14 protein-coding genes and 1 riboswitch are annotated in these 17,819 nt (G+C 65.4%); of the genes, 2 read left to right on the plus strand and 12 right to left on the minus strand.

The window, feature by feature from the left end; translation table 11 throughout:
• Nucleotides 1-10 precede the first annotated feature (10 nt).
• On the plus strand, nt 11-808 hold the full coding sequence (xth, locus tag DCM79_RS11400) for an exodeoxyribonuclease III (RefSeq protein WP_049820088.1): 798 nt from the start codon (nt 11-13) through the stop codon (nt 806-808).
• A gap of 59 nt (nt 809-867) precedes the next feature.
• Here the strand turns inward: xth and DCM79_RS11405 are convergent, their stop codons facing one another.
• The 8 genes from DCM79_RS11405 to DCM79_RS11440 form a co-directional block, all read right to left on the minus strand.
• Nucleotides 868-1,695: a tetratricopeptide repeat protein gene (locus tag DCM79_RS11405; protein ID WP_257179925.1), complete on the minus strand. Its 828-nt coding sequence runs from the start codon at nt 1,693-1,695 to the stop codon at nt 868-870.
• A complete protein-coding gene (ilvD, locus tag DCM79_RS11410) occupies nt 1,682-3,403 on the minus strand; it encodes a dihydroxy-acid dehydratase (protein WP_257179926.1) in 1,722 nt (573 codons plus the stop codon). The genes DCM79_RS11405 and ilvD overlap by 14 nt, the downstream gene beginning before the upstream one ends.
• A 1,436-nt stretch (nt 3,404-4,839) precedes the next feature.
• Nucleotides 4,840-5,421, minus strand: coding sequence for a hypothetical protein (locus tag DCM79_RS11415; RefSeq protein ID WP_257180741.1), 582 nt, complete (start codon nt 5,419-5,421; stop codon nt 4,840-4,842).
• A 55-nt stretch (nt 5,422-5,476) separates the two neighbouring features.
• Complete coding sequence (locus DCM79_RS11420; protein WP_257179927.1) at nt 5,477-7,714, minus strand: TonB-dependent receptor; 2,238 nt, start codon at nt 7,712-7,714, stop codon at nt 5,477-5,479.
• Between the two features lie 113 nt (nt 7,715-7,827).
• Nucleotides 7,828-8,042, minus strand: a riboswitch (cobalamin riboswitch).
• 39 nt (nt 8,043-8,081) lie between these two features.
• On the minus strand, nt 8,082-8,345 hold the full coding sequence (locus tag DCM79_RS11425) for a hypothetical protein (RefSeq protein ID WP_257179928.1): 264 nt from the start codon (nt 8,343-8,345) through the stop codon (nt 8,082-8,084).
• Between the two features lie 358 nt (nt 8,346-8,703).
• Entirely contained in the window at nt 8,704-8,916 is a 213-nt protein-coding gene (locus DCM79_RS11430; RefSeq protein WP_257179929.1) for a hypothetical protein, read from the minus strand.
• A gap of 149 nt (nt 8,917-9,065) precedes the next feature.
• The gene (locus DCM79_RS11435) at nt 9,066-9,242 is read right to left on the minus strand and encodes a hypothetical protein (RefSeq protein WP_196236021.1); all 177 of its coding nucleotides are present in this window, start codon (nt 9,240-9,242) and stop codon (nt 9,066-9,068) included.
• 106 nt (nt 9,243-9,348) lie between these two features.
• A complete protein-coding gene (locus DCM79_RS11440; RefSeq protein ID WP_257179930.1) occupies nt 9,349-11,085 on the minus strand; it encodes an adenylate/guanylate cyclase domain-containing protein in 1,737 nt (578 codons plus the stop codon).
• A 316-nt stretch (nt 11,086-11,401) separates the two neighbouring features.
• Between DCM79_RS11440 and DCM79_RS11445 the strand changes: the two genes are divergently transcribed.
• Nucleotides 11,402-13,576 carry a lytic transglycosylase domain-containing protein gene (locus tag DCM79_RS11445; RefSeq protein WP_257179931.1) on the plus strand — a complete coding sequence of 725 codons (2,175 nt, stop codon included), beginning with the start codon at nt 11,402-11,404 and terminating at the stop codon, nt 13,574-13,576.
• Nucleotides 13,577-13,670: 94 nt separating this feature from the next.
• Here the strand turns inward: DCM79_RS11445 and DCM79_RS11450 are convergent, their stop codons facing one another.
• The 4 genes from DCM79_RS11450 to DCM79_RS11465 form a co-directional block, all read right to left on the minus strand.
• Complete coding sequence (locus DCM79_RS11450; RefSeq protein WP_257179932.1) at nt 13,671-14,642, minus strand: tripartite tricarboxylate transporter substrate binding protein BugD; 972 nt, start codon at nt 14,640-14,642, stop codon at nt 13,671-13,673.
• Nucleotides 14,643-14,726: 84 nt separating this feature from the next.
• Nucleotides 14,727-15,968: a threonine synthase gene (locus tag DCM79_RS11455; protein WP_257179933.1), complete on the minus strand. Its 1,242-nt coding sequence runs from the start codon at nt 15,966-15,968 to the stop codon at nt 14,727-14,729.
• Between the two features lie 165 nt (nt 15,969-16,133).
• Entirely contained in the window at nt 16,134-17,555 is a 1,422-nt protein-coding gene (gene lpdA / locus DCM79_RS11460; protein WP_257179934.1) for a dihydrolipoyl dehydrogenase, read from the minus strand.
• Nucleotides 17,556-17,572: 17 nt separating this feature from the next.
• Nucleotides 17,573-17,806, minus strand: a complete 234-nt coding sequence (locus tag DCM79_RS11465) for a hypothetical protein (protein ID WP_257179935.1) — start codon at nt 17,804-17,806, stop codon at nt 17,573-17,575.
• Nucleotides 17,807-17,819 lie beyond the last annotated feature (13 nt).

The raw sequence follows: 17,819 nt of genomic DNA on the forward strand, positions 1-17,819 counted from the left end.
GCCCGCCGACATGACCATCAGAGTAGCCACCTGGAACGTGAACTCGGTCCGGCAGCGGATCGACCTCCTGCTGACCTGGTTGAGGGAGTGCCAGCCGGACATCGTCTGCCTCCAGGAGATCAAATGCGTCGACGAGGCCTTTCCGCGGCTGGAGATCGAGGCGCTCGGCTACAACGTGGTCACGCACGGGCAGAAGACCTTCAACGGCGTCGCCCTGCTCTCGAAGCTCCGCTTCGACGAGACCAAGTCGGGGCTCGCCGGCGACGACGAGGACGCCCACGCCCGCTTCCTCGAAGGCGTGGTGACGCTCAAATCGGGCGTGCTGCGCATCGCCTGCCTCTATCTGCCCAACGGCAACCCGGTCGGGACCGAGAAATATCCCTACAAGCTCAAATGGATGTCCCGGCTTCTTGACTATTCGAAGGAGCGCCTCAAGACCGAGGAGCCACTGATCCTCGCCGGCGACTTCAACGTCATCCCGCATGCCCGCGACGTGCACAATCCGGCCGCCTGGACCGAGGACGCCCTGTTCAAGACCGAGACGCGGGAGAGCTTCCAGTCCCTGCTCGGCCTCGGCCTGACCGACGCCTTGCGGGCGGTCACCGACGAGGGCGGGCTGTACACCTTCTGGGACTACCAGGCCGGGGCCTGGCAGAAGAACCAGGGCCTGCGGATCGACCATCTGCTGCTGTCGCCGCAGGCCAGCGACAAGCTCGCCAATGTCGGGATCGACAGCTATGTGCGCGGCTGGGAGAAGCCGTCGGATCACGTGCCGGTATGGGCGGATCTGGATCTCGAGGCGGCTTAGTCACTAGCGCCGTCCGGGTTCGGCTCCTCAAGCCGCCCCGGAATGACAGCGCAAGGTGACTATTCCCTGCGCCCCTGCACCCACTGCTCCAGCATTTGCAGGGCCATGGCGCGGTCGTCGTCGGAGGCCTTGGCGAAGGCGCGGTTGTAGCTTTCCTTGATCCAGGTCTCTTCCATGCCCGCGCTGTCACGGGCCAGGGTCAGCCACATCAGGCCGCGGGCAGCCTGCCGCGGCAGACGGTCGCCGTTGAACAGCATCTGGCCGAGCAGCGCCTGCGCCTGGTGCTGGCCCTTCTGCGCGGCGAGACCGAGCCAGCGCGCGCCATAGCGGAAATCCTCGCGCGAGGCGTCCGGCGTCTTCAGGTAGAGCCGGGCGAGATCGTATTGCGCGTCGGCATTGCCGAAATAGGACGCCGCATAGGAGAACATCTCCCGCGCCCGCTCTGGATCCGACTTGATCTTCGAGTTCGGGATGCCGCTGAGATAGTACCGGCCGAGCGCGACGAAGGCGTTGGCCACGATCTGCGCCTGCGGCGCCGACGGGCTGTCCTCGGCATGGGCGTTGGCGATCCGGCTGAAATATTCGAACGCGCGCAGATCGTCCTGGGCGACGCCGTCGCCGTTGGCGTACATGCGGCCGAGCTTCCACTGCGCGATGGGGTGGCCGCCCTCCGCCGCATATTGCAGCGCACTCAGAGAGGTCTCCTGCGGCACGGCCGCCGGCGCGATCTTGCCGCGCACGGTCGCAGCGGTCCCCGGCAAGTTGGTCACGACCGGGATGGTCGCGTCCTTCGGGTTGACCGGAGCGCCGTCGAAGGCAAGCGCCGGCGCGGCCAGCGCACTAGCCCCCAACACAAACGCAACTATGGCACGCCTAGATGTCCGCATAGCACTGTTTCTCGTGCGCGCCGCCCGGATGGGTCACTGCCCCCCCGACCGCTGGTCCAACCTGCTGAGCATACTTCCAGAGCGCACCCGACGTGTGGTTAGTCGCGCGAGCGCTCCATTTGGTCTTGCGCTGGGCGAGCTCGGCGTCGCTCAATTTTACGTTAAGGGTACCGGCGACCGCGTCGATCTCGATGATGTCGCCGTCCTCGAGCAGCCCGATCGGGCCACCGATGGCGGCTTCCGGGCCGACATGACCGATGCAGAAGCCGCGGGTGGCGCCGGAGAAGCGGCCGTCGGTGATGAGCGCGATCTTGCCGCCCATGCCCTGGCCGGTCAGCGCCGCGGTGGTCTGGAGCATTTCCCGCATGCCGGGGCCGCCCTTGGGCCCCTCGTAGCGGATCACGATGACTTCGCCTTCGCGGTAGGTGCGGTTCTGGACCGCCTCGAACGCATCCTCCTCACGGTCGAAGCACCTGGCCGGACCGGTGAACCTGAGGTTGGACATTCCCGCGACTTTCACGATCGCACCTTCTGGCGCCAAATTGCCCTTCAGACCGACCACACCGCCTGTCACGGTGATGGGCTTGTCTGCCGGGTGCACCACGTCCTGGTGCGGATTCCACTTCACGCTCTTGAGGTTTTCGGCGATCGTGCGGCCCGTGACGGTAAGGCAATCACCGTGCAGGAAGCCGTTGTCGAGCAGCGTCTTCATCAGAAGCGGTATGCCACCTACTTCAAACATGTCTTTGGCGACATAACGGCCGCCCGGCTTCAAATCCGCGACATATGGTGTCTTTTTGAAGATTTCGGCGACGTCGAATAAGTCGAACTTGATGCCGCATTCATGCGCGATCGCCGGCAGGTGCAGCGCAGCATTGGTCGAGCCGCCGGAGGCCGCGACCACGGCAGCTGCGTTCTCCAGGGCCTTGCGGGTGACGATGTCGCGCGGCCGGATGTTGGACGCGATCAGGTCCATGATTTTCTCGCCCGCGGTCATGCAGAACGCGTCGCGGATTTCATACGGTGCCGGGGCACCGGCCGAGTAAGGCAGGGCGAGGCCGATCGCCTCGGAGACGGTCGCCATGGTGTTGGCGGTGAACTGCGCGCCGCAGGCGCCCGCCGAGGGGCACGCCACGCGCTCGATCTCGTCGAGGTCCTCGTCCGACATGGCCCCGACCGAGTGCTTGCCGACGGCCTCAAACATGTCCTGCACGGTGACTTGCTGCCCACGGAACGTGCCGGGCAGGATCGAGCCGCCATAGATAAAGATCGAGGGCACGTTGAGGCGGACCATCGCCATCATCATGCCGGGCAGCGACTTGTCGCAGCCGGCGAGGCCGACCAGGGCGTCATAGGCATGGCCGCGAACGGTGAGCTCGACGGAATCGGCGATGCATTCGCGCGACGGCAGCGACGAGCGCATGCCGTCGTGGCCCATGGCGATGCCGTCGGTGACGGTGATGGTGCAGAACTCGCGCGGGGTGCCGCCGGCCGACGCCACGCCCTTCTTCACCGCCTGGGCCTGGCGCATCAGCGCGATGTTGCAGGGCGCAGCCTCGTTCCAGCAGGACGCGACGCCGACGAAGGGCTGGTGGATCTGCTCGGTGGTCAGACCCATGGCGTAGAAATAGGACCGGTGCGGCGCGCGCGCGGGGCCTTCCGTCACGTGACGGCTCGGCAGCTTCTGCTTGTCGAACTTCGCGCCCATCGCAAACCAGTTTCCCCGGTCGACCCTTTCAGACCCGAAAAATCAGAGCCAAGATTTGAATCGACCTTGGGATTTTCCGGCGCCCCTTAGGACCGCCGCTGCCCTTCAAAAACTTAGAGTGATTTTATTCATGTTCGGGTGTGGCCAAAAAGCGGCGGTGATGCGAACCACCGGCGATGACGGTTAAATCCGGAATGAGTGTTGCGTAGACGGCACAATCGTTACCGGGAAGACACGGGTCGGCATACTTGGATACCTCGCGAGCAAGCCAATCCACAATCTCTGATTTCAAAACTCGGAAGCGCGCCAGCGTGGCGCCGAATGACAGAAACAGACACAAAGTGAGTCGCCTCTATCGCTCCGCCGTGTCCCGGACAAGCCGCAACGCGCAAGCGTTGCGGCGCAGAGCCGGGACCCAGAGCGACACGGTCCCATGCCGCGACATGGGCCCCGGCTCTGCAGCGCACCGTACCGGACGATGCTTCGCATCGCCGGGGACGCTGCGCGGCGTCCGGGGCACTAGAGCGAGCTGGTCCTCCAATCACCACTGTCATTCCCCGCGAAGGCGGGGAATCCAGTACGCCGCGGCTTCTCGGATTGATCTCTGGCGTCTCTGGAATACTGGATCGCCCGCTTTCGCGGGCGATGACAGCGCGTGTGTGGTGACAGACATGACTCGCCGGCCTCGCGGCTCAAATTCGCCCGAGCTTTGCTTGCGTCGCCGTCGCCACCCTCAAATCCAAGAGGGTGCAGGGAAGGCCGGGTGCTGACAACGCACCCGCGGTCCGCTGCGCAAAATGCACACGCAGAAGAACCGCACAGCAGCATACAGGTGGTGCCGATCACTCGGCCTTCCCTGCGCGATGGTCGGACGGCTTATGCCGTGCTCTCCCGGGAGCCGAACTTTCCTTCTGGCCTCCCTCGCCGTTCGAATTGGCGATGCCGTCCGCCCGGTTGGGCTCGCGCGCATCTTCGATCCGGCTTGACCGTAGCAACGACGGCCAGGACCACACGGTTTTGCCGTACGCACGGCCCGCCATGTCGCCGCAGTATTTCCAGCCCTGTCGACAAAGCTGCGAAACTTACAGGCGAGACGAAGCCTAGCAGCGCCGTTCGTCCGCACGCGGTTACGGACTCACAGGGACTACCCGCCCTGCCCGCACCTCTCGTGCCGACGCTGCCGCGTCCACCGCAAGCCCGGCTCGCGATCAAGACGACCTCGAGATCGCCCCTCATGGTTGAGCCGGGATGGGCGACACATACGTCAAAACCGAATTTCGGTAAAGTGGAATATTTTCACGCGGATGGATTGACAGAGGGCGACACAGGCACGGTGCCGTAGCCCGGATGGAGCGATAGCGTAATCCGGGACGATGCGAGATGCCGAATGCGCGATCCCGGATTGCGCTGCGCTCCATCCGGGCTACGAGAAGCACTCACGCCGACGTCGCGCCCTTGCGGCCGAACGGATCGACCAGACGGACGATCTCGCAGACGGCGACGAGGCTGGCGAGCCAGACGGCGCTGGTCAGGCCGATGCGCATCACGATCGCGGCGGTGAAGGCGCCCTCGCCGCCGAGGAACGGCGTTGGGGCGAGCAGCGCGAGCTCGTAAATCCCATAGGCGACGACGAGCATGATCGCGAGCAGCAGCGGCGTGCGGTGCTGGGGCAGCAGGCCGAGCACCGTCGACGAGGCCGCGGTCGACAGCAACGCAGCCACACCGATGGCCAAGCCCCAGGCGATGGTGCCGGCGTCAACGGGATAATGCAGCACGCCGAAACCAATGGTCTGGTTCACGAGCCAGGCGCCGATGACGACGAGCAGCGCTGGACGCAGCGGCAGCATCGCCGCGGCCACGACGGCGAAGGCCGCGAACGGCGTTGCGCAGGCGAACGCAAAGCTGGCCAGCGCGCATGACGCCGTCAGCAGCGCAAAGCAGAACATGGGCGCAAGGCGCGGCGCGACCGGCTGAAGCCGGAGACGGCCGTCGTGAGGCAGCTGGATGCTGCGAGCCATGACGTCAGGAAGCATGGGTGAATTCCTTCTGTTTCGGATGCCGTTCCATTTGAGATCAGAACGTGGCGCCGGCCTTGAGCAGATAGGTGCGGCCGGGCAGCGGATAGGCACTGAAGCGGCCGTCCGTGAAAGTGCTGGCGATGGCGTAGTCGTAGTAGAGCGCGTTCAGCACGTTGTTGATGCTGAGCGACCAGAAATAGCGCTCAACCTGGCCACTGAGCTTGAGATCGATCGTGCCGCCGGCCGGGATCGGCTTCTGGGTGCCCGCCTGGTCGTTGTCCATGCGCCGCTCGCTCCAGAAGCGCGCGGTGGCATCGAGCACCAGGTAGTTCTGCCAGATGTTCCAGCTGACACCTGCACTCGCCGTATAGCGCGACACCAGCGGCACGTCGTTGCCGGCCCAGGCGCCGTCGCGGAAGACCGCGCGGGTATAGGCCATGCCGGAGCGCAGCAGCAGGGCGTCGTTGACGCGATAGGACAGACTGGTCTCCGAGCCGTAGCGCCGGGTCGGGTCGAGATTGGTGTTGTAGAACAGGACCGGGTTGAAATGGACCTCGTTGGTGAGGTCCATCAGATAGAGACTGCTCTGCAGCTGCAGACCGCCGCCCTTGATGCGCAGACCGCCCTCGATGTCCTGCGAGGTCTGGGTCTTGAGCTGGAACGTTTGCGGGATCGCGGCGAAGGTCAGGGGATCGAAGGACGGCCCCGAGGACAGGCGCTCATCGACGTCAGGCGTGCGGAAAGCGCGCGCGGCACGAGCGAACAGCGAGACCACCTCGTTGAGACGATGCTCGGCCCCGAGATGCAGCGCATATTGGGTCTCGTCGCTCGTCAGCGGCAGCGCACCGATATCGGCATTGAACGGCGCCGCCGCGTCGAAATTGTCGCGTGCCGCAAGACGGACGTTCTGCACCCGCGCGCCGTAGGAGACGTCGGTCGTGGGCAGCACGCTCAATGTGTGCTGGAAATAACCGGCGACCGTCTGCTGCCTGAGGTCGTAATTGTGCCAGGCGGCGAGCCCCTGCCCGGCGCCGCGGTCCTGCTCAAAGCCCGCATCGTAGTAATCGATGCCGGTCAGGAGTTGCGACGGCAGGCCGAGCAGCAGGCTCTTCACGCTGAGCCGCGGCGTGATCGACCAATTGGTCAGATGGGACTCGACATAAGTCGAGGTGAAGAAGGCCGGAACCGGCATCGGGCTGGAGAAGAACGTGCTCTGCTGCTTCTTGTCGCGCACACCGCCGTCGACGATGAGATCGACGCCGTTGACCAGGGTCTTGGTGAACCCGGCCGTCGCGCTGAAGCCCTGCTGGTTGGCGGCATTGAACGGCGTGCTGGTGCCTCGGCGGTTGGTCCTGAGCTCGTCGAGGCCGATCGAGGGATCGACGGTGCGGCCGCCCGGCAGCCGCAGCTCCTGATTGTCGCCGGTGACGGTGAGAAACGCGCTCAGGCCTGGCGTGGTGTAATTGAGATTGCCGACACCGTTCTGCTGGGAATAGCGATTGTTGTCGCGATAGCCGTCGGCCCTGACGGCATTGCCGTAGAACGAGGTCGACCATGGACCGGAATTGAGCGCGGTCGAGACGTTGCCGAGCCGGGTGTTGAACGAGCCGAAGCCGGCCTCGATGCGCGCAGTCACGGGCGGTCCGCCGGCGCCGGTCCTGGTGACGATGTTGATCACGCCGCCGACCGCGTTGTCGCCGTAGAGCACCGCGCCGGAATTGCCGCGCGTGATCTCGATGCGCTCGATGGAATTGAGCGGGATGGTGGAGAGGTCCACCTGCGCCATGTCGACGTCGTTGAGCCGCCGGCCGTTGACCAGCATCAGCGTGTTGGCGGTGGCGAAGGCGCCGAAGCCGCGCAGGTCCACGCTGGTCTTGGCGCCGATCTGGCCGCCATAGAACGTCGTGATCTGGGCTCCCGGCACCTGCGTGGCGATGATCTCGGCAAGCGCCTGCGACGGCGAATGCGCGATATCCGCGGCCGTGATCACGGTCGTGGCGGCCCCGACGATACCACCGCCGCCGGCGACAGCCTCCGAGCCCGAGCCGGATGAGCCGGTGCCATCGCCTGCCGGCGCGAGGTTCGCGGTGCGCCGCGGCCGCGTCGCCTCGCCCTCACCGGTCGCCCTCGCCCGCGTGCGATTCTGATCGGCGGGCTTGCTCACCTCGATCGGCGGCAATTGCTCAGCAAGCCCCTGCTGGGCGAAGGCGGAGGATAGATCGAGCGAATGGAACGAGACGGACGCGAGCAGGCCGGCGCTGAGGCGCCAGGCGGCAGAAACGAGACGAGACATTGTTGTAACCTCGGTATGACGTCAGTGGCACGTCACAGCGAACGAGGTTTCACGGCAGAGCGGCGGACTGCTCCGATGAAGCCAATGTCTGTACTCCCCGACCGACATCTTCGCGTGTGACCACGGCTGACGGCAGGTCTCCTGGCTCGCGGGTCGTTACCTTGCGTCGCCTTCCCAGGACCGAGATTCCCAGTGGCACAGGACGAAAGATTCACCGCTTACAGTTGCGGGGGCAGCCGTGGCGTTGAGATAGATCCCGGCATTGGGACATCCCGCACCACATTCCCTTTTGATCTCCGTGAGGAGAACCGTCGCCGGCCATTTACGTGTCGCCCCGGCAGCGTGTCAATCGACCGTTAGGCGGCGTTCAGGTCCGTCCGCGCGGACGTTGCGCCTGGGCCCAGGCGGCCGTGACATCGCGTGGCGGAACATCAACGCGCTTGACCGGGGTCAGTTCGCCGGACGCCGAGACGATCGCGGTTTCCTCGCGGCGGCAGCGCGTGCAGACGAAGCGGACCTCATGCGGAGACGCCGACCAGCTCGACCGCTTCACATTGGCGGCCATCGGCCAGGCCTCGCAATGCGAGCACGACACCAGAAATCGACCGGGATCGAGCATACCCATTTCCATCGGACTCCACGTCCTGCCGCCTCTTGAATGATTAACCCAAGTGAATCGTTCCGGTGCCCAAGCACCGCCGGAGCTCCCTCGCGAGCGCAGGGCAATCGCATATCGTCACAACGTGACCAGAAGCTCACTTGCGGCCATCCTTCGAGACGCCCGCCTCCGGCGGGCCCTCAGGATGAGGTCGGAGTGCGTGGCAGCCATTTCGTAGGCAAAACTGCTGCTTAGCCTCATCCTGAGGAGACCGCGGAGCGGTCGTCTCGAAGGACGAGGCGTGCGCTCAGCTGTCACGGAGAGCCATATGCGACAGCCCTGCCCGCGAACGAGGCGATCTCGCGCTCGCCGTTCCCGCCGCCGCTGGATCTCAGCGCGCGCCCTTGAGGGTGCAGGAGGTCGAGCAGGTGACGGTGGTGCCGCGATCGCATGCCTTGCAGGCGTTGACGCACTGGTTCAGGTCGCGGGGATTGTAGCTGTAGGTCCGCAAGGGGCAGGCCGGCGTCGTCGAGCCGGTGATGTCCTGCTCCTGGTCGCAGGCCGCCGTCATGAGCGCGAACATGATCACAACAACGAGGCGCATGGGATTGCCCTGTCTGTCACGACAATGACGTTCCGGTGTGCGCTGTATTGCAACGAACCCCGGCCTTCCCACCACGGGCAGCGCCGGTCAGCGACGCCCGCATGCCATCAGGATGCGCGCCAAACCTTAAGAACGGATTGCAGCCGGCCTCAGGCCGCAGCCTCGGTCGCGATCGCCTGCCGCATGTCGACCGCCAACTGCCGGTACTGCTCCGAAAGCTTCAGATAGAATTCGCGCTTGCTGCCGTCGGTGGCGAGCTTGGCGATCAGCTCGCATTCGGCGGTGAGCGTTTCAAACCGTTCCAGCCTGTCCTGAAGTTCTGGCATCGGCGTGTCCCCATCAAACGCCTCAAGGACATCCAACCTAAGCCCGGGAAATAGGTCACGGCGAACATCGTTATCGAGCAGAAGCAATTTTTCCGGTGCGGGCAGCCTATTTGTTGTCGAGACGCCAGGCGTCGTCCCATCCCTCGTCGGGCGGGCTCGCCTCGAGCTGCGCGATGCGGCCGAGCATCGTGCGCGAGGGCCCGTCACCGGGAACGGCTTCGAGGGCCGCGTTGAAGGCAGCGCGCGCCGCATCGAAGCGCCTGATACGATAGGCGGCGAGCGCCTCGGCATAGTGCGTGCGCAGGCTGGCTTGCGCATCGGTGAGCCCGCCCGCCCTCGCCATCACCTCGAAGATCGGCTGCGGCGCGCTCTGGCCGGCGACCGCCAGGCGATCGATCTCGCGCAGCTCGAGCCGCGATCCGATCGCCTCGGCGGTGGCCTGCGAGATCAGGATGCGGGTGCCGTAGACCTTGTTGACCGCTTCCAGCCGCGAGGCCAGGTTCACGGCATCGCCCATCACGGTGAAGCTCATCATCAGCTCGGAGCCGATGCTGCCGGTCAGCACCTCGCCGGTGGCGATGCCGATCCGCAAATCGCACGGCGCGGGCATGGCGCGGATGCCGAGCAGGTCGGGCAGCTGCCGCTGCAGCGCGGGCACCTGATCGGCCATCTCGATCGCCGCGGTGCCGGCAAGCAGCGCCTGCTCGTCGTCCTCGATGAAGGGCGGCCCCCAATAGGACATGATGGCATCGCCGATGTATTTGTCGATGATGCCGCGATTGTTCCTGACGGGTGCGGACATCACCGTGAAATAATGGTTCATCACCTTGACGAGGCCGCGCGGCGTCATGCCCTCGCTCATCGAGGTGAAGCCGCTCATGTCGCAGAACATGATGGTCATGACCCGGCGCTCGCCGTCGATCGCGACCTCCGGCCGGTCGATCAGCCCCTGCACCACCTTGGGATCGATGTAGCGGCCAAAGGTCTCGCGGATGCGCTCGTTGTGCCTGAGCTGCTCGGTCATGCGGTTGAAGGCCGCGGCGAGCTCGCCGATCTCGTCCTGGGTGGAGACGGTGATGGTCTTGTCGAAGCGGCCTGCCTCGACCTCGCGGGTGCCGGCGAGCAGCAGCCGCACCGGGCGGGTGATGCCGCTGGACACCATCAGCGCAAAGACGAAGCCGACGACCGCCGCGAGCAGCGTCACCAGGCCCGAGACGACGATCGCCTGATGCTGGCGGCCGATCACCTGCGAGGTCGAGAAGAAGACCTGCGTCAGCATGTCGGCGCGGATCGCATCGACCTTGCGGTTGAACTGATCGCGCACCACGTCGATGTGCTCAAGCGTGCCGCGGGCCTCCGTCATCTGCCTGGCGTCGACCTGCTTGAGCAGCTTCGCATGGTCCTCGTTCAGGTCGCGGCGCAGCTCGGTGACGGCGGTCTCGATGCGGATATCGATCCGTCCCAGCGCGGCATTGTCGGAATAGGTCTTGGGGTCGTCGATGATCGCGTTGATGAGCTTGCGTGCGGCCTCGGCGCCCTCCTCGATCTTGCGGTCGGATTCCTCGAAATCGCGAAGCCGCGCCGCATAGGCCTGCTCGTCCGATGGCGCCTCCATCTTGGTCATGACCATCCGCCGTAGCGCCAGCGCGCGCTCCAGCGAATTGATGTTGGCGCGGGCCAGATGGCTGTAGGCCGGGATGTAGCGATTGGTCAGCTCGTCCAGCAGGATGCCGACCTGGCTCGACATCACCATCGACAGGATCGAGGTGACCAGCATCAGGACGATCAGTCCGAGGGCGATGCCGACGATCTTGTGCCGGATCGACTGGTTGAAAATCGGCATAGGTGCGGGCAAAGGCCAAAAGGATGGAGGGATGGAACTCCATACACCGATCCGGCCGCGGGAACACGCGCAATCTGGTTCCTTCCGGCGCCTTGAACCGTCTTCGCCGTCGCGCACGCCCGGATCGTTAATAAAGATTTAAGGGCGGCCACGCCTCCGTTCCCGGAGTTCCCCAGTACATCCGTATTTCGCCGCATTGTTGCGACAGCGTGAGGAATGCGGGACGATGCCGTGGCATCGTATCCGGTATCTTGATTCTCAAGCCGCATGTCGTCGCGGACCTTGGTTTGTGGTGGTTTCGCAGGGGGACCATGGAATGAACCAGTGCCTACGCTCGCTCGCGTGTGTCGTTGCCGTGGCCGCATTGGCTCTCGTTCCCACCGGGCTGGCGGCAAAAAGCAGTCACAAATCGTCCACGCCGAAGAAGACGCATGAGGCGAAAGCCGGCAAGCAGCGTCACGCCGCGGCGAAGTCCTCGGCGAAGTCGCGCCACGGCAAGCACGCCGAGGCCAAGCGCAAGTCGAAGACCATCGACGAGCCTTCCAGCAAACCGGCTGTGCCGCCGCTGACCGGCGACCTCGCCGCGCTGAAGGACGCGATCGACCTCACGCGCAAGGGCAAGGGCGAGGATGCTAGCGCGGCGCGCGAGCGCATTGCCGATCCCGCCGGGCAGAAGCTCGCGGACTGGTTCATGCTGCGCCATTCCGAGAGCACGGCGAATTTCAAGCGCTACGCCGCGTTCCTCGCGGCCAATCCGGACTGGCCGAGCCGCACGCTGCTGCGCCGCCGTGCCGAGGCGCGGCTGTGGCAGGAGAAGAGCGACGCAGCCACCGTGCACAAATTCACCATGGACCGGCCGATCAGCGCCAAGGGCAAGTTCGCGCTCGCCCGCGTGCTGCGCGCTGAAGGCGATACCGATCGGGCCGCGCATCTGGTGCGCGAGGCCTGGCGCACGGACGAATTGTCCGAGCGCAGCGAGCAGGATTCCTACGACGCGTTCGGAGATCTCCTCACCGCGGACGATCATCGCGCCCGCATGGACAAGCGGCTCGGTGCCAAGGATTACGCGGCTGCGCGGCGCGCCGCGAAACGGCTCGGCGAGGACGCGCTCGCGATCGTCAAGGCCTGCGCCGCCGTGACCGGCAAGGCCAGCAAGGCCAAGGATTATCTCGAGGACGTGCCGGGCGAAGCGCGGCGCGATCTCGGCTATGAGCTATGCCGCGCTCAATGGCACCTTCAGAACGATCGTATCGACGATGCCGCCGAGGTGATCCTGGCCGCTGCACCCGAGACCATGGCGGCGCAGGACACCGATGCCTGGTGGCGCGAGCGGCGCATGCTTGCGCGCAAGCTGCTCGACCAGGGCAAGTTCAAGACCGCCTATGACGTGGTGCGCACGGCTGCGGTGCCGGACAAGGAAGTCTATCGCGTCGACTATCATTTCATGTGCGGCTGGATCGCGCTACGCTTCCTCGACGATCCCAGGACGGCGATGGTGCACTTCGTCGCCGTCGACGAGGGCTCGGCCAATCCGATCGCGCTGTCGCGCGCCCATTACTGGCGCGGCCGCGCCGCCGAGGCGATGGGTGCTACGGCCGATGCGCGCATGAGCTATCGGGCGGCCTCGCGCTATCCGACCGCCTATTACGGCCAGCTGGCGCGCGCCAAGCTCGGCCTCGACCGCGTCGAGCTGCGTGCGCCCGCGCATGTCCTGGCCGCCGCAGATACGCCACCCGCGGACGAGCGCGTGCGCGCCGCCGACATGCTCTACGGCATCGGCGAGCGCGACCTGGTGTTCTATTACGCCGAGGACTTTGCCAAGGAGAGCACCGACGTCGCCGCGCTCGAAGCGCTCGGCGAGCTCGCCCGGCGTCGCAACGATGCCCGCGTGATGCTGGAGGTCGGCAAGACGGCGCTGTCGCGCGGGCTCGCGCTCGACCATTACGCCTTTCCCACCATCGGTATCCCCGAGCACAAGCAGGTCGCGCCCGCGATCGATACCAGCGTGATCTATTCGGTGGCGCGCACCGAGAGCTCGTTCGAGCAGCGCGACAAATCGCATGCCAACGCGGTCGGGCTGATGCAGGTGACGCCGGTAGCGGGACGCGACACCGCAAAGCGCTTCGGCCTGACTTACGATTGGGACAGGATGGTCTCCGATCCCGTCTACAACACGCAGATGGGCGCCGCCGAGCTCAGCGCGCTCTTCTCGGAATATCGCGGCAACCAGATCATGACCTTCGCCGGCTACAATGCCGGCCGCGGCCGCGTGCGCGATTGGGTGCAGGCGCGTGGCGACCCCCGGGATCCCAAGGTCGACCCGGTCGACTGGGTCGAGCGCATCCCGCTGTCGGAGACGCGCAACTACGTCCAGCGCGTGATCGAGAACGTGCTGGTCTATCGCGCGCGGTTCGAGGATAGCAGCATGGTCGCCGGCAAGAGCGACGAACGCGTCGTGACGAAGGATGCCAGCGCGATGCCGGTGGATTAAGCGCCGGCCTCGTAGGGTGGGCAAAAGCGCGCAAGCGCCGTGCCCACGATCGTTTGGTGGGCACGCTGCGCTTTGCCCACCCTACGACAGCATCTCAATCCACCTTGATGTTCGCCGCCTTGATGATCGGCCACCATTTTGCGATCTCGGCCTTCTGCCTTGTGCCGAGCGCTTCGGGGGCGAGCTGGTCCTTCGGCGTCATCTCCAGACCCTGGTTTTCGAGCTGCTTCCTCACGGCGGGATCGTTCAGCGCTTCCACGGCCGCGGCGTTGAGCTTTGCCACGATCTCCTTCGGCGTGCCCTTCGGAACCCACATGCCCGACCACAGCGTCATGTTGAAGCCCTTCAGGCCCGCCTCCTCCACGGTCGGGATCTCCGGCGCCGAGGCCAGGCGCTTGCTGTCGGTGATGCCGTAGGCGCGGATGGTGCCGGCGCGGACCTGACCGATCGAGTTGGAGGCCTGGTCGACCATGATGTCGATCTGGCCGGCGATCAGGTCGTTCAGCGCGGGCGCGGTGCCGCGATACGGCACGTATTGCAGCTTGACGCCGGAGATGCTTTCCAAATAGACGCCGGCAATGTGGCTGCCGGAGCCGGCGCCGGCGGTGCCCGCCGTCGGCGCCGAGCTGCGCGATTTCAGCCACTCGATCAGCTCCTTCAGCGACGTCGCGGGCACCGCATTCTTGCTGACGACCATCATCGGATTGCTCGGCAGCAGCACCACCGGCTCGAGATCGGCGACGAGATCGAACTTGAGCTTGTAGACGGCGCCGTTGGCGACGTGGGTGCCGAGATGGCCGAACGAGATGGTGTAGCCGTCCGGCGGCGATTGCACGGCGCGGCCGACGCCGATCGAGCCGCCGGCGCCGGTGACGTTCTCGATCACCACGGGCTGGCCGAGCGGCACCCGCATGCGCTCGGCAAGCACGCGCGCCATCGCATCGGACGGTCCGCCCGCCGCGAACGGCACGATGATGGTGATCGGACGGGTGGGATAGTCATCGGCGCGCGCGGCGCCGACAGCAGCGAGAACAGCAAACAGCGCAGCCCAGACGGCCTTCGTCATTGTCTTCTCCCCAGCGATGTCTTTGTTGTTTTTTGGCCCTCTGCCCGCGTACGGGAAGAGGGATCGTGCGTAGCCTATCCCGCGCTAGAACTGCGCGTAATCGATCGGCTTGTGGCGGTCGAGCGTGCGGGTGACCGGCGGCAGCGGATATTTCAGGCCGGTGGCGCAGTTGAACAGCATGACGCGGTCCCCCTTCGAGACGCGGCCGTCGGCAAGGCTCTCCTTGTAGGCGGCGTAGGTGGCGGCGCCCTCGGGACAGAGCAGCAGCCCCTCCTCGCGCGCGACTTCGTTCAATGCCGCCGAGATCTTGTCGTCGTCGACCGCGATGGCAAAGCCCTTGCTCTCGCGCACCGCGCGCAGGATCAGGAAATCGCCGATCGCCTGCGGCACGCGGATGCCAGAAGCGATGGTGTGGGCGTCCTCCCAGCGCGTCGCGTGCTCGGTGCCGGCCTCAAAGGCCCGCACCATCGGCGCGCAGCCGGAGGCCTGCACCGCGACCATGCGCGGGCGCTTTGAGCCGATGAAGCCGATCTTCTCCAGCTCGTCGAACGCCTTCCACATGCCGATCAGGCCGGTGCCGCCGCCGGTCGGATAGAAGATCACGTCCGGCACGTCCCAGCCGAGCTGCTCGGCGAGCTCGAGGCCCATCGTCTTCTTGCCCTCGATACGGTACGGCTCCTTCAAGGTCGAGGTGTCGAACCAGCCGACCTTGGCCTTGCCCTCGCCGACGATCTTGCCGCAATCGTCGATATAGCCGTTGACGCGGTAGACCGTGGCGCCCTGCAGCTCGATCTCGCTGACGTTCACCTCTGGCGTATCCGCCGGGCAGAAGATCGTGGTCTTGATGCCGCAGCTCGTGGCGTAGGCCGCCAGCGCTGCGCCAGCATTGCCGTTGGTCGGCATCGCCATGTGCTTGATGCCGAGCGCCTTGCCCATCGACACCGCCATGACGAGGCCGCGCGCCTTGAACGAGCCGGTCGGCAGCCGTCCCTCGTCCTTGACGATGATCTCGCCGCCGCCGAGCTTCTTAGCCAATTTGGGCAGCCGGATCAGCGGCGTGGTGACCTCGCCGAGCGAGACGATGTCCTGGCACTTGCGCACCGGCAAGAGCTCGCGGTAGCGCCACATGTCGCCCGGCCGCTGCGCGAGGGCGTCCTTGGTCAGCGCCTTCTTCACGCCCGCAAGATCGTAGCGCACCAGCAACGGCTTGCCGGCCTTGGAGAGATTATGGACCTGGTCGGCGGCGTAGTGATCGCCCTCCATCGCGCATTCGAGATGGGTGACGAAGGTCGAGCGTTCGATGGTGAGGTTGTCGTTGTCGCGCATGCTGCTTCTTTCTTCTTGCTTGTTCAAACCGCTCTTCCACGCGTCATTGCGAGGAGCCCGCGACAAAATTGCGAAGCAATTTTGCGCTGGTGCGACGGAGCAATCCAGACGCTTTCCGCGGAGGCAGTCTGGATTGCTTCGCTTCGCTCGCAATGACGGCAGTCGTCATATGTTCAACACCCGCCCATACGCATCCAGCACGGCTTCCTTCATCATCTCCGACAGGGTCGGATGCGGGAACACGGCGTGCATCAGCTCCTCTTCCGTCGTCTCCAAATTCATGGCGACGACGTAACCCTGGATCAGCTCGGTGACCTCCGCGCCGACCATGTGGGCCCCGAGCAGCTGGCCGGTCTTCTTGTCGAAGATGACCTTGACGAGGCCCTGGTCCTCGCCGAGCGCGATGGCCTTGCCGTTGCCGACGAAGGGGAAGCGGCCGACGCGGATCTCGCGGCCGTTCTCCTTGGCCTTGGCTTCCGTGAGGCCGACCGAGGCGACCTGCGGCTGGCAATAGGTGCAGCCCGGGATCAGATTCTTGTCCATGGGATGCGGGTTGAGGCCCTTGATCGCCTCGACGCAGATCACGCCCTCATGCTCGGCCTTGTGCGCGAGCATGGGGGGACCCGCGACGTCGCCGATAGCGTAGATGCCGGGAACGTTGGTCTTGCCGTAGCCGTCCACGACGATGATGCCGCGGTCGGTCTTCACCCCGAGCTTTTCCAGGCCGAGATTCTCGATGTTGCCGACGACGCCGACCGCCGAGATCACGCGCTCGAACTCGGTCGTGACCGGCTTGCCCTTGCCGTCGTCGATGGTGGCGACGACGCTGTCGGCCTTCTTCTCGAGCTTGGTCACTTTGGTCGAGGACATGATCTTGATGCCCTGCTTCTCGAGCCGCTTGCGCGCGAGGCCTGCGATCTCGGCGTCCTCGACCGGCAGGATCTGCGGCAGCACCTCGACCACGGTGACATCGCTTCCCATGGTGTGGAAGAACGAGGCGAACTCGATTCCGATCGCGCCGGAGCCGACCACCAGCAGCGACTTCGGCATCCGCTCCGGCACCATCGCCTCGAAATAGGTCCAGACCAGCTTCTTGTCGGGCTCGAGCCCCGGCAACACGCGCGGCCGTGCGCCGGTTGCGACGATGATGTGCTTGGCCTGATAGCTCCCCTCGCCCAGCGCGCCCTTCGGCGCTTCGACGTCGGACTTCTTTACGGTGACCTTGCCGGGCGCGTCGATCGAGGCGGCGCCCCAGATCACGCTGACCTTGTTCTTCTTCATCAGGAAGCCGACACCGTCGTTGAGGCGCTTGGAGACGCCGCGCGAGCGCTGCACCACGGCTTTCGGATCGAACGAGATCTTCTCTGCCGACAGGCCATAATCCTTGGCGTGCTGCATGTAGTGATAGATCTCGGCCGAACGCAGCAGCGCTTTGGTCGGGATGCAGCCCCAGTTCAGGCAGATGCCGCCGAGGTAGGACTTTTCGACGATCGCGGTCTTGAAGCCGAGCTGCGCGGCGCGGATCGCAGTGACGTAGCCGCCGGGACCGGAGCCGATGATGATGACGTCGAAGGATGTGTCGGCCATGGCGGCTCCCGTTCAACTCAAGAGGCGCCGCGGGCGCGGCGCTTGAAGACAATCAATCTGACCAGCCATTCAATGATCCCGATCAGGACCAGAATGGCCAGCGCGCTCAACACGATCGGTTGAGCGATGTTCCGCGACAGCTGCTCCCCCGAGAAGAAGGCGGACCGAAGAAAATCGAGCCCAACCGGGTTGAGCGCGACGACCGCGCCGAGCAGCAGCGATATCCATGGCCAGCGGGTTCGGACATGCAAGGTTGCCCCCTCT

The organism is Bradyrhizobium sp. WBOS07, assembly GCF_024585165.1.
GTDB classification, from domain to species: Bacteria; Pseudomonadota; Alphaproteobacteria; order Rhizobiales; family Xanthobacteraceae; genus Bradyrhizobium; species Bradyrhizobium japonicum_B.

What these genes read in the sequence shown, in the direction of transcription:
- xth (WP_049820088.1), top strand. Translation starts at nt 11, where the DNA reads ATGACCATCAGAGTAGCCACCTGGAACGTGAACTCGGTCCGGCAGCGG.
- DCM79_RS11405 (WP_257179925.1), bottom strand. Translation starts at nt 1,695, where the DNA reads ATGCGGACATCTAGGCGTGCCATAGTTGCGTTTGTGTTGGGGGCTAGT.
- ilvD (WP_257179926.1), bottom strand. Translation starts at nt 3,403, where the DNA reads ATGGGCGCGAAGTTCGACAAGCAGAAGCTGCCGAGCCGTCACGTGACG.
- DCM79_RS11415 (WP_257180741.1), bottom strand. Translation starts at nt 5,421, where the DNA reads ATGGCTCGCAGCATCCAGCTGCCTCACGACGGCCGTCTCCGGCTTCAG.
- DCM79_RS11420 (WP_257179927.1), bottom strand. Translation starts at nt 7,714, where the DNA reads ATGTCTCGTCTCGTTTCTGCCGCCTGGCGCCTCAGCGCCGGCCTGCTC.
- DCM79_RS11425 (WP_257179928.1), bottom strand. Translation starts at nt 8,345, where the DNA reads ATGGAAATGGGTATGCTCGATCCCGGTCGATTTCTGGTGTCGTGCTCG.
- DCM79_RS11430 (WP_257179929.1), bottom strand. Translation starts at nt 8,916, where the DNA reads ATGCGCCTCGTTGTTGTGATCATGTTCGCGCTCATGACGGCGGCCTGC.
- DCM79_RS11435 (WP_196236021.1), bottom strand. Translation starts at nt 9,242, where the DNA reads ATGCCAGAACTTCAGGACAGGCTGGAACGGTTTGAAACGCTCACCGCC.
- DCM79_RS11440 (WP_257179930.1), bottom strand. Translation starts at nt 11,085, where the DNA reads ATGCCGATTTTCAACCAGTCGATCCGGCACAAGATCGTCGGCATCGCC.
- DCM79_RS11445 (WP_257179931.1), top strand. Translation starts at nt 11,402, where the DNA reads ATGAACCAGTGCCTACGCTCGCTCGCGTGTGTCGTTGCCGTGGCCGCA.
- DCM79_RS11450 (WP_257179932.1), bottom strand. Translation starts at nt 14,642, where the DNA reads ATGACGAAGGCCGTCTGGGCTGCGCTGTTTGCTGTTCTCGCTGCTGTC.
- DCM79_RS11455 (WP_257179933.1), bottom strand. Translation starts at nt 15,968, where the DNA reads ATGCGCGACAACGACAACCTCACCATCGAACGCTCGACCTTCGTCACC.
- lpdA (WP_257179934.1), bottom strand. Translation starts at nt 17,555, where the DNA reads ATGGCCGACACATCCTTCGACGTCATCATCATCGGCTCCGGTCCCGGC.